13 protein-coding genes are annotated in these 11289 nt (G+C 67.4%); 8 read left to right on the forward strand and 5 right to left on the reverse strand.

From position 1 onward, the window contains the following. Positions 1 to 3: 3 nt before the first annotated feature. Positions 4 to 543, reverse strand: coding sequence for an orotate phosphoribosyltransferase (pyrE, locus tag SKC41_RS04505; protein WP_330976516.1), 540 nt, complete (start codon positions 541 to 543; stop codon positions 4 to 6). Positions 544 to 586: 43 nt separating this feature from the next. Beyond that, a complete protein-coding gene (gene ttfA / locus SKC41_RS04510; RefSeq protein WP_330976517.1) occupies positions 587 to 1435 on the reverse strand; it encodes a trehalose monomycolate transport factor TtfA in 849 nt (282 codons plus the stop codon). 139 nt (positions 1436 to 1574) lie between these two features. Here ttfA and SKC41_RS04515 point away from each other — a divergent pair, with 139 nt between their 5' ends. Next, positions 1575 to 1994 carry a DsrE family protein gene (locus SKC41_RS04515; protein WP_330976518.1) on the forward strand — a complete coding sequence of 140 codons (420 nt, stop codon included), beginning with the start codon at positions 1575 to 1577 and terminating at the stop codon, positions 1992 to 1994. 17 nt (positions 1995 to 2011) lie between these two features. Next, positions 2012 to 2839 (forward strand): enoyl-CoA hydratase/isomerase family protein, encoded by an 828-nt coding sequence (locus SKC41_RS04520; RefSeq protein ID WP_330976519.1) that lies wholly within the window; start codon positions 2012 to 2014, stop codon positions 2837 to 2839. Positions 2840 to 2915: 76 nt separating this feature from the next. Here SKC41_RS04520 and clpB read toward each other — a convergent pair whose 3' ends face one another. After that, positions 2916 to 5462, reverse strand: coding sequence for an ATP-dependent chaperone ClpB (gene clpB / locus SKC41_RS04525; RefSeq protein WP_330976520.1), 2547 nt, complete (start codon positions 5460 to 5462; stop codon positions 2916 to 2918). A 118-nt stretch (positions 5463 to 5580) separates the two neighbouring features. Here clpB and SKC41_RS04530 point away from each other — a divergent pair, with 118 nt between their 5' ends. The 4 genes from SKC41_RS04530 (at position 5581) to SKC41_RS04545 (ending at position 9081) form a co-directional block, all read left to right on the forward strand. Then, positions 5581 to 6516, forward strand: a complete 936-nt coding sequence (locus SKC41_RS04530) for a DUF3060 domain-containing protein (protein ID WP_330976521.1) — start codon at positions 5581 to 5583, stop codon at positions 6514 to 6516. 30 nt (positions 6517 to 6546) lie between these two features. Continuing rightward, on the forward strand, positions 6547 to 7731 hold the full coding sequence (locus tag SKC41_RS04535; RefSeq protein ID WP_330976522.1) for an FAD-binding oxidoreductase: 1185 nt from the start codon (positions 6547 to 6549) through the stop codon (positions 7729 to 7731). Positions 7732 to 7850: 119 nt separating this feature from the next. Further along, positions 7851 to 8741, forward strand: coding sequence for an aldose 1-epimerase (locus tag SKC41_RS04540; protein ID WP_330976523.1), 891 nt, complete (start codon positions 7851 to 7853; stop codon positions 8739 to 8741). A 4-nt stretch (positions 8742 to 8745) separates the two neighbouring features. Further along, positions 8746 to 9081 (forward strand): YbaB/EbfC family nucleoid-associated protein, encoded by a 336-nt coding sequence (locus SKC41_RS04545; RefSeq protein WP_330976524.1) that lies wholly within the window; start codon positions 8746 to 8748, stop codon positions 9079 to 9081. A gap of 4 nt (positions 9082 to 9085) precedes the next feature. Here SKC41_RS04545 and SKC41_RS04550 read toward each other — a convergent pair whose 3' ends face one another. Continuing rightward, the gene (locus SKC41_RS04550) at positions 9086 to 9523 is read right to left on the reverse strand and encodes a hypothetical protein (protein WP_330976525.1); all 438 of its coding nucleotides are present in this window, start codon (positions 9521 to 9523) and stop codon (positions 9086 to 9088) included. Between the two features lie 48 nt (positions 9524 to 9571). Here SKC41_RS04550 and SKC41_RS04555 point away from each other — a divergent pair, with 48 nt between their 5' ends. After that, the gene (locus SKC41_RS04555; protein ID WP_330976526.1) at positions 9572 to 9892 is read left to right on the forward strand and encodes a WXG100 family type VII secretion target; all 321 of its coding nucleotides are present in this window, start codon (positions 9572 to 9574) and stop codon (positions 9890 to 9892) included. Between the two features lie 2 nt (positions 9893 to 9894). Continuing rightward, positions 9895 to 10185 (forward strand): WXG100 family type VII secretion target, encoded by a 291-nt coding sequence (locus SKC41_RS04560; protein WP_330976527.1) that lies wholly within the window; start codon positions 9895 to 9897, stop codon positions 10183 to 10185. Here SKC41_RS04560 and SKC41_RS04565 read toward each other — a convergent pair. Beyond that, positions 10160 to 11281, reverse strand: coding sequence for a hypothetical protein (locus SKC41_RS04565; RefSeq protein WP_330976528.1), 1122 nt, complete (start codon positions 11279 to 11281; stop codon positions 10160 to 10162). The genes SKC41_RS04560 and SKC41_RS04565 overlap by 26 nt on opposite strands. Positions 11282 to 11289 lie beyond the last annotated feature (8 nt).

The raw sequence follows: 11289 nt of genomic DNA on the forward strand, positions 1-11289 counted from the left end.
GCCCTAGCCCAACCCCAGATCGGCCAGGCCGAGCACGCTGCGGTAGCGCAGCCCTTCGGCCTGGATGGCCTCCGCGGCACCGGTGGCGCGGTCCACCACGGTGGCCACGCCGACGACTTCGGCTCCCGCGTCCTGCACGGCGTGCACCGCCGTCAGCGCCGAGCCACCGGTGGTGCTGGTGTCCTCGACGACCAGCACGCGTTGACCGGATACCTCCGAGCCCTCGATAAGACGTTGCAGGCCATGGGCTTTCGCGGACTTACGCACCACGAAGGCGTCGATCGGGCGTCCGGGCGCATGCATGATGGCGGTCGCGACCGGATCCGCGCCCAGCGTCAGGCCGCCGACGACCGCGTAATCCCAGTCCGCGGTGAGTTCGCGCATCAGCACCCCGATCAGGGCGGAGGCCCGGTGGTGCAGCGTGGCCCGGCGCAGGTCGACGTAGTAGTCGGCCTCTTTGCCCGACGACAGGGTCACCCGGCCGTGCACCACCGACAATTGACGCACCAGCTTGGCCAGTTCCGCACGGTCAGATTCGGCCACGGCCTTAGGCACCCTTTACTTCACCGTTGCAGCACAACAGATTTCAGTGGTGGAAGTTACTGGCCTGCTGGCCGTTGCGCCCGGTCGACGACGGGGGGCGCCGGATGGCTTCGGTGCGGCCCTCGTCACGGCGGGTGGGCTCCGGGGCACGGTGCCCGGCGTCTCCCAGCAGCCCGGAAACATCCTGGGCCGAACGCCGCGGCGGCAATTCCGCCCGGCCGGCCGGGGCCAGTGGACGGCTCGGCGCCGCGTTGCGCAGTCCGGCCGGCTCGTCGCTTTCGGCCGGCACCGGCGGCAACACCCGCAGCAGGTCGTTGAACTGACGCACCGTGCGCAGGCCCTCGTCCCACTCGGTGCGCGTGCTGGAGACCGGCATCGCGACCAGCGTCCAGTTCTGTTCGTTCCACATGATCTCGGCGCAGTCCGGCGCGGTGTGCGCGAAGGTGACCATGCGACGGTCGCAGGCCCGCCGGGCCGCGTCCAAGTTGGTCGAGTACACCATCCGCGGGCCGATCGCGCCCAACAGCCAAATGTCGCTCTCGCGCGGTTCTTTCAGTCCCTTGAGCCGCAGGTCGACTACGACGTTGGTGCCCACCTTGCGGTGCAGCGCGATCACCGTGGCGACTTCCTCGAGATCGAAGATGTAGACGGCTTCGCCGCGGATCTGTCCCAGCACGACGTTATGGGCGGAAACGTCCCCCACCGTCGACATCACGCCGCGCTTCCAGCGCTTGAGGATATCGGTCGATTCGCGCTCGTAGTCGAAACCGTGCGACCGAGCCCACGACTTGCGACGCCGGCTGCGTCCCCGCCGACGATCGACGTCGACATACAGCAACACCACCGCGCCGACGAAGCACAGCGCGGAGAGCGTGAACCAAAGGGGGACCATCCTAAGTAGCGTATCTGCTACCCCGCCCGAACCGAGAATGCGACCTGGTCACAACCACATTAAGGTTTGCTAGGACGCTGCGTGTCCGATCGGTTTGCCGGCCGAAGGGAAGTATGAAGTGTCAGGTCACGACGATTCGTTGCGTATCGACGTCCCCGTCCAGCTCAACGAGGTGAACGTCGTGTTCAGCGTGGCATCGCTGTCCTTCGAGGGTGACATGCCGGCCGTGCTCTTCCACGCGGGGATCGTCCTCGACGATGCCGCGGAATGGAAGGTGAAGCCGCGCGTGATCGTTGTGTTCCATACGAACGCGGGACACGCCACGCTCGACGATCAGACGTACAACGCCAACCGGCATATCGCGACCGGCAATCCGTACAAGCCGGTCATCGTCGACCTCGCGCGCAGGGGCGCGCAGGTCGAGCTTTGCGGCGCCACGGCGAGGGCCATGGGCTGGGGCAACGCCGACCTGATCCCCGGAATCAAGATCAACCGAAATGCCATGGCGAGGCTGACCGAGCTCGTGCAGCAGGGATACGTGAAGATTTCGGAGTCCTAGGCCCGTAGGGTTCGGCCATGGGCTACCAGGGCTACCAGCTGATTCGCGTCGCTGCGGCCGACGGCATTTGCCGGGCGACGATCGACAACCCCCCGATCAATCTGCTGGACGTGCCGCTGCTCAACGAGTTCGACCGGCTGGCGCGCGAGGTCGCGGCCGACGACGAGGTGCGCGTGTTGATCGTCGACTCGGCCGACCCGGAAGTCTTCATCGCCCACGCCGACGTCGGGCTGATCCTGGACCTGCCCGCGCACAAAACTGGAGAGGACGTCGGGCTGCATGACGAGCTGACGCAGTTTCACGCCATGACGGAGCTGATCCGGACCCTGCCCAAGGCCACGATCGCGGTCATCGAGGGCGTCTGCCGCGGCGGCGGCTGCGAGTTCGCGATGGCCTTCGACATGCGGTTCGCCGCGCTCGGCGCGGCGGTCCTGGGTCATCCCGAGTTGGCGGTCGGCATCATCCCCGGCGGTGGCGGCACCCAGCGGCTGCCCCGGCTGGTGGGCCGGGCGCGCGCCCTGGAAGTCATCCTCGGCTGCATGGACATCGACGCCGAGACCGCCGAGGCCTGGGGATATGTCAACCGGGCGCTGCCGGCCGACAAGCTGCGGCGATTCGTCGACAAGCTCGCGGCCCGCATCGCGTCGTCGCACGCGGTCGCCATCGCGAACGCGAAGCGCGCGGTCGACGCCGCCGCAGCCAACGACCTGACGACCGGCCTGCGCATCGAGGATCAGCTGTTCCGCGAAACCCTCGCGCAGCCGGCCGCCCGCCAACTACTGCAGGCAGTAATCGACGCCGGCGCCCAGACCCGTGACTTCGAGCTGGGCGACCGGCGCCGATAAGAACCCGCCGAACGTGCTCTGAGGGCGAAATAACCGCCCAATTCTCGCCGTGAGAGCACGTTCGGCGATCTGGGGATTAGCCCAGGATCAGCGCGTCCCCGTCGGGGCTGACATTCACCGGAATCGTGTCGCCGTCGTGCACCTCGCCGGCCAGCAGCATCTTCGCCAGCTGGTCGCCGATCGCCTGCTGCACCAGCCGGCGCAACGGCCGCGCGCCGTAGACCGGGTCGAACCCGCGCTGCGCCAGCCACTGCTTGGCCGGCAGCGACACCTCGAGGGTGAGGCGGCGCTGCGCGAGCCGCTTCTGCAGCTGGGCCAGCTGGATGTCGACGATCTGCACCAGCTCACCGGGTTCGAGACCGTGGAAGATGATGACGTCGTCGAGCCGGTTGATGAACTCCGGCTTGAACGCGGAGCGCACCGCCGCCATCACCTGCTCCTCGCTGCCACCCGACCCCAGGTTTGACGTCAGGATCAGGATGGTGTTGCGGAAGTCGACCGTGCGGCCCTGCCCGTCGGTCAGCCGGCCCTCGTCGAGCACCTGCAGCAACACGTCGAACACGTCCGGGTGGGCCTTTTCGATCTCGTCGAACAGGATCACCGTGTACGGGCGCCGGCGCACCGCCTCGGTCAGCTGACCGCCCTGGTCGTAGCCGATGTAGCCGGGCGGAGCACCGACCAGCCGGGCCACCGAGTGCTTCTCGCCGTACTCGCTCATGTCGATGCGGACCATCGCGCGCTCGTCGTCGAACAGGAACTCGGCCAGCGCCTTGGCCAGCTCGGTCTTACCGACGCCGGTCGGCCCGAGGAACATGAACGACCCGGTGGGTCGGTTGGGATCGGCGACCCCGGCGCGAGAACGGCGCACGGCGTCGGACACCGCGGTCACCGCCGCCTTCTGCCCGATGACGCGCTTGCCCAGCTCGTCTTCCATGCGCAGCAGCTTGGCGGTCTCGCCTTCCAGCATGCGTCCGGCGGGAATGCCGGTCCACGCCGACACCACGTCGGCGATGTCGTCGGGCCCGACCTCTTCCTTGAGCATCACGTTCTCGCGCGCCTCGGCGTGCGGCAGCGCGGCGTCGAGCTTCTTCTCGACCTCGGGGATGCGGCCGTAGCGCAGCTCGGCGGCCTTGGCCAGGTCGCCGTCGCGCTCGGCGCGCTCGGACTCCCCGCGCAACGCCTCCAGCTGCTCCTTGAGGTCGCGGACGATGTCGATGGCGCTCTTCTCGTTCTGCCATCTGGTGGTCAGCTCGGCCAGCTTCTCTTTCTGGTCGGCCAGCTCGGAGCGCAGCTTCTCCAGCCGCTCCTTGGACGCGTCGTCCTCTTCCTTTTCCAGCGCCATCTCTTCGATCTCGAGGCGGCGCACCAGGCGCTCGACCTCGTCGATCTCGACGGGCCGCGAGTCGATCTCCATCTTGAGCCGGCTGGCGGCCTCGTCGACGAGGTCGATGGCCTTGTCCGGCAGGAAGCGGGCGGTGATGTAGCGGTCGGACAGCGTCGCCGCGGCCACCAGGGCCGAGTCGGTGATGCGCACACCGTGGTGCACCTCGTAGCGGTCCTTGAGCCCGCGCAGGATGCCGACGGTGTCCTCCACCGACGGCTCACCGACCAGCACCTGCTGGAAACGCCGCTCCAGCGCAGCATCCTTCTCGATGTACTTGCGGTACTCGTCGAGCGTGGTGGCGCCGACCAGCCGCAGCTCGCCGCGGGCCAGCATCGGCTTGATCATGTTGCCGGCGTCCATCGCCCCCTCGCCGGTCGCACCGGCGCCGACGATGGTGTGCAGCTCGTCGATGAACGTGATGATCTGTCCGGCGGAGTTCTTGATGTCGTCGAGCACGGCCTTGAGCCGCTCCTCGAACTCGCCGCGGTACTTGGCGCCGGCCACCATCGAACCCATGTCCAGGCTGACGACGGTCTTGTCGCGCAGACTCTCGGGCACGTCGCCGGCCACGATGCGCTGGGCCAGGCCCTCGACGATCGCGGTCTTGCCGACGCCGGGCTCGCCGATCAGCACCGGGTTGTTCTTGGTGCGACGGGAGAGCACCTGCACGACGCGACGGATCTCGTTGTCCCGCCCGATGACCGGGTCGAGTTTGCCTTCACGCGCGCGCTCGGTCAGGTCGGTGGAGTACTTCTCCAGCGCCTGATAGGTGGCCTCCGGCTCGGGACTGGTGACCCGGGCGCTGCCGCGGACCTTGACGAACGCCTCCCGGAGCGCCTGCGGCGACGCGCCATGACCGGTGAGCAGCTTGGCGACGTCGGAATCGCCGGTGGCCAGGCCCACCATCAGGTGCTCGGTGGAGACGTATTCGTCGTCCATCTCGGTGGCCAGGTGCTGGGCGGTGGTGATAGCGCTCAGCGATTCTCGCGACAGTTGCGGTTGCGAGCTGGATCCGCTGGCCTGGGGCAGCCGCTCGAGCAGGCGCTCGGCTTCGGCGCGAATGGTCGCGGGCTCGACACCGACAGCTTCCAGCAGCGGCGCGGCGATGCCATCGTTCTGGGTCAGCAGCGCCAACAGCAGATGAGCCGGCCTGATCTCGGGGTTACCGGCGGCGCTGGCCGCCTGTAAAGCGGATGTCAGGGCCGCTTGCGTCTTGGTGGTCGGGTTAAAAGAGTCCACGACACCTCCGTTCGGGTATAGGGAAAATGCTTGTCGCGTTGTTCAACGTCGTCAAGGTTGAGTCTGTTCCGCTCAAGTTTAGATTTTTTCTGCTCGATGCGATAGGGGTCTTTGGTCCATGAATCAGACATATAAGGACCTCGCGCCGCCGCCGCGCAGGGTTCCGGCCGCCTTCCGGCTGGCCGAGCTGCTGCCGTTTCGGTGGCGGTACGTCTGGACGCTACTGGCGGTGGCGATCGCACCGATCGTGCTGTGGATCCACCGGCCCGCGGCCTTCGCCGCGGCGGCGGTGCTCGCCCTGGCCGGGATCTATGCCGTGCACCTGTCCGGCGCGCGGATGCGAATCGGATTGCTCAAGTGGGGCCGGGTCGCAACCGTCACCGGCACTGAAAAGCTCTCGCGTGCACAGCATTTCAACGCTCGCCTGCCGGTGGCACACGGATGGACGGTCACCCGGGAGCGCTGGAGCGGTCCCAACACCACGACCAAGGTGTCCTACACACTCGACGGCCACCGGGACGAGCTCGAGGCGCGTGGGCGCGGATACGTCGACGGGGTGATCCTGGCCGACGTGCGCAATCCGGCGCGGGCCCGCTGTGTGACCGCTTTCGCCTACGACCTTGACCGCGACGAGACCGGCAACTGGGTCGGCAGGCTGCGCCCCCGGGTGCGGGTGGGGATGGCCTGCTGGTTGGTCATCGTGGTCGGGTGGCTGGTCGCGGCAGGTTTGGCGGCCACCGGGACCGGCACCGACCTCGCCGACCACGGCCTGCCCACGAACGTCCCCAACTACGGCACCTTGCAGGTCAACGGGTCCGGCACCACGAAAACGATCCCCTGCAACGGCGGCTATCTCTCGGTGAGCGGCGTGAACAACACGATCACCGTGACGGGCCACTGCACCAGCCTCAGCGTGGCCGGCAAGGGGAATCACGTCACGATCGACAGCACGGATGCGATCAGCACGGCGGGCACGGACAACGTCGTCACCTACCACTGGGGCTCGCCGAATGTCGCCAACACCGCAACGTCGAACACCGTCGGCCAGGGCTGACGTGCCTGGGCGAGCTTACAATCGGGCCCCGTGGGACTAGAGGACTCCGATGCGTTGCGGGTGCTGCGCGACGCGCTGGCCCCGGACGACTCGGGCGCCGGCGGCGAGCTCGTCCACCGCTTCTACACTCACTGGTTCGCAGTCGACGGCTCGGTGCGCGACCTGTTCCCGCCCGAAATGGACGCTCAGCGAGCCGCTTTCGGCCACGCACTGCACTGGGTCTACGGCGAGCTGGTGGAGCAGCGCGCCCAGGAGCCGGTAGCCTTTCTCGCCCAGCTCGGCCGCGATCACCGCAAATACGGTGTGCTGCCGGCACATTACGAGTCGCTGCGGCGGGCGTTACGGACAACACTGCGCGCCCACTTGGGCCAACATAGCCCCGGAGCCTGGACGGATGCCGTCGACGAAGCCGCCAACCAGTCGCTGAACTTGATCACCGGAGTGATGAGCGGGGCCGCCGACGCCGAAGGGGGACCTGCGTGGTGGGACGGCACCGTCATCGAGCATCAGCGGGTCTCCCGGGACCTCGCGGTGGTGCGGCTGCGACTCGACCGCCCGATGCGCTATCACCCGGGTCAGTACGTCAACGTCCACGTTCCGCAATGCCCGCGGCGGTGGCGGTTTCTCAGTCCCGCCATCCCCGCCGACCCCGATGCCGGGATCGAGTTTCACGTCCGCCAGGTCCCCGGCGGCCTGGTCAGCACCGCGATCGTCAACGAAACCCGACCGGGCGACCGCTGGCGGTTATCGAGCCCACACGGTGGCTTACAGGTCGACCGCGACGGCGGCGACGTCCTGATGGTGGCCGGCAGCACCGGATTGGCACCGTTGCGGGCGCTGATCATGGACCTGTCCCGCTACGCGGACAACCCGCGGGTGCACCTGTTCTTCGGCGCGCGCTACCGCTGCGAGCTGTACGATCTGCCGACGCTGTGGCAGGTCTGTGCCCACAACCCCTGGCTGTCGGTCTCGCCGGTGTCGGAATACAACAGCGACCCCGCGTGGGCCGCGGATTACCCGGACGTCACGCCGCCGCGCGGCCTGCATGTTCACCAGATCGGCCAACTCCCCGAGGTGGTCACCAAATACGGCGGTTGGGGCGACCGGCAGATCCTGATCTGTGGTGGGCCGAAGATGGTCCAGGCGACCAAGGCCGCGCTGATCGCCAAAGGTGCCCCGGCGGAGCGTATTCAGCACGACCCGCTGAGCCGCTAGCCGCATGGCGCCGACCCGCAGCGCCCGGCTGCGCCGCGCTTGCGATCGCCGCTGGACCGATGGCGCCGACCCGCAGCGCCCGGCTGCGCCGCGCTTGCGATCGCCGCTAGGCTGACCGCGTGCATGTGGTGACCCTGCGCGACCCCACGTCATCGGTGGCCGCACAATTCGTGCCGGACGCGGGCATGATCGGCATCTCGCTGACCGACTCCGGAGTGGAGTTGCTCGGTCAGCGGCGCGGCTTGGATGCCTACATCGAAGCCGGCAAGACCATGGGCATCCCGATTCTGTACCCGTGGGCAAATCGGCTGAGCAGCAACACTTATACGGCCGAGAAGGTGACCGTCGAGCTGACGCCGGGTGAGAACGGGGTACGGGCCGACCCCAACGGCTTGCCGATCCACGGCACCCTGGCCGCCTACCCCGGCTGGCGAGCGGTGGCGGAATCGGCCAGCGAGCTGACCGCCGAAGTCGACTTCGGCGCCGAGCCGCGGCTGCTGGCCAGCTTCCCGTATCCGCACCTTTTGACGGTATCCCTGCGGCTGGCCGGGCGGACGCTGACGGTGCGCACCACCGTCACCGCGACCGGCAAGACCGCGGTCCCGCTGTGTTTCGGATTTCACCCGTATCTACGGGTGCCCGACGCGGCGCGCGGCGAGTGGATCATCGAGACGCCGGCGCTGCGGCAGCTCAGTCTCGACGAGCGCGGCCTGCCGACCGGTGGCTACATGCAGCAGCCTGCCAGGAAAGAGCCGTTGGGCGACAACACTTTTGACGATGCGTACGACCAGGTGGCCGATGGCGCGGTGTTCGCGGTGTCCGGCGGCGGGCGCCGGCTGGAAGTGCACTTCGAGCAAGGCTATTCGGCGACCCAGATCTTCGCCCCACCCGGCGAGGACCTGGTCTGCTTCGAGCCTATGACCGCACCGACCGACGCGCTGAACCGCGGCGGTTACCGCACCGCGCGCCCCGGCGAGCCGGCGGTCTCGGTGTTCTCCATCCGGGTCTAGCCTCATGCGTCCCGAGGTCGAGCAGCTGCTGCAGCGATGGAACTCGGTGCTGTCACTACTCGACGAGCAGGTCGAGCGGATGCGCACCGAGGCCTTCGCGGTCAGCGATCAGACCGGCACCGTCGAGGTAACTGTCAACGGTCAGCTGCGGCTAGTCGACTTGCGCATCGATCCTGGGATTCTCGGCCTCGGCGCCCAGGAGGTGTCGGAACGAATCAACGAAGCCCTGAGCGAGGCAACAGTTTTCGCGAATGAAAACGTCGATGCCGAAGTGGGCGACCTGGAGAACCGGGTTGTCGAGGCGCTGGCGAAGCTGCGGGATTTACCGCCGGCGAAGTAACGGCTCAGGCCGTCCACACCCGCGGCTCTTCGCGGTGCGCGGTGGGCGCCACCAACTCCGCCTCGCCTTCGGCGTCGATGGCGTAGGGAAATATCAGTCCAATGGCCACCCCGTCGCGGTGTTCTACGGTGATCTCGATGCCGTCCCGATTCCTTTCGGGCAGAGTCACATTCAGTGCTACCGCGGCGGCGCGCAGGCTGTCCTTCAGATCGGCGACGGCGCGCCACTGCGCGGCGAGCTGATCGCCGATCGGAATATCCTGGCCGCGGGGATAGTTGGGCGCAATGGCTTGGCGCTCGCCCTCATTCGATACCGCGAGCGTGAAGGGCAGGAACTCCCCCGCCGACGCGATGCGCGCCAGCGCGAAATCGACGGCAGCGTCGACCAGGTCATCGAGATCGGCTTGCGCTTCTGCTGTCACGTTGTCGCGCCAACCGGCCATGTGTTTGAGGGTAGCCTGAATCAGGACCTCTTTCGAAAGGTGCGGGGGATGGCGGGGAATGAGCTACGGGCCTACTGTGCGGGGTTGACGCACGCGTCCAAAGTGGCAACCGATGCGGCCGACGAGATCGAGGGCATGCGTGCCCGGCTCGGAACGCAGCTGAACAGCCTCGGCCGCACCTGGACGGGACAGGCGGCCAGCGCGTATCTGAGCATCTGGGCCGAGATCAACGACGAGTGCGGCGACATGCTCGGCGACTTGCGCTGGATCGGAGAATCGCTGTCCGCGGCCGCCGCGGCCTACGCGAAAATGGAAGACACCGGGGCCAACGCACTCGGCAGCATCGCGCCCCCGGTGAGCGGGCTCTGATCGTGGCGCGGCGCACCGTCAACGAGGCAGAGCTGGTGGATGCGGCCGACGCATTGCGGCAGTTCTGTCAGACGATGAAGGACCGCCTGAACGAAGTCGCCACCGATTTGAAGGGCCTGCAACAGACCTGGGAAGGCGTGGGATTCGACGCGTTCCTCGAGCGTCTGCAGCATTGGCAGCGCTGGGCCGACGAGATGAGCGAGGTGGTGTTCGACATGCACCTCAATGCGCATATCGCCCACCGCAACTACGTGCACAACGCCGAGGTCAACACCGCGATGTGGGGCGGATAGCGGCCGGACTGTTGGTCGGCAGGTTCGACGGCCCGAACTCCGAAGGAACAGCCTTGACACGCAACGACTTCGGGAACGGATCGGGCAACGCGGCGAGTTGGCCGCGGTCGGCAGGCTCGTCCATGGGCACATACAGGGCGCCCTCGTCGTAATAGGTCGTGCCCTCGGACGGCAAGTAATCACCGACCAAGGGGAGATATTCACTGCCCAGCCAGGTCCACCAGGTCGGCGGGTCCGGCAAGCCGAGGATTCCGTCGGCGCCGCGCAGGGTGCCGCTGCGGTCCCAGCTGAGATCCGAGGGTCCGGACAGTTTGTGGTTGCGCAGCACTTCGCCGGTGGCGAGCAAGCTGCCGCGTCGTCGGGCGTACTCGACGAAGAAGCGCCGCACCGCGTTTCGCCACCGCGGTTCGTCCAGCGGCTCGGCCACCATCCTGAGATGGTCGACCATGTTGCCGCCATACACGTTCGAGTACAGTCCACCGTCCAGGCACGGCAGCGTCGCGCTGAACCAGGCTACATCGGAATAGGTGGAGACGAATTCGTCGTCACCATCGCGGTCCAGCCGGTGCTGATAGGGGTGGTAGCTGCCAAACCGGCGTGGAAGCGCCTCGGGCAGAAGCTTTCTCGCCAGCTCGAGCCAGATCCTGGGTGCGTTGCGTGCCGATTCCGGTGAGTACCAATGCAGGTCGAGAATGCGGATCAGCTCCGATGCCGGGCGCGGTACTTTTCGGGCCCGTTTCGCGCCGAGGATGTCCTCGGTCTGCTCGTCGATCGCCACGCCACCCGCAGCGATAGCCAGCGCCTTGGCGAGGCGCCGAGCCGGCTTGACCTCGGCGGGATTACTGCCCTCAACGACGACCTGCCAGCTTGTGGTGGGCTCCAGTACGTGCGGCACCACCTCGTCGGGCACATCGTTGGGATCGACCTCGTAGGGCCCGAACACGGTGAATGCGTAGCTCTGCGGCCTGCCCCGTAACAGGCTCACCTCGTGATCACCGCGCTCGCCGACGGTCAGGCCGGGAATGGTTGCGACGATCGCTTCCAGCTCGTCGTCGTCGATGCTGGCTGGGGCATAGATGGTGAGGTCGTAGGACATTGCGTCGA

Origin of the sequence: Mycobacterium sp. 050128 (genome assembly GCF_036409155.1) — a bacterium.
Taxonomy (GTDB): domain Bacteria; phylum Actinomycetota; class Actinomycetes; order Mycobacteriales; family Mycobacteriaceae; genus Mycobacterium.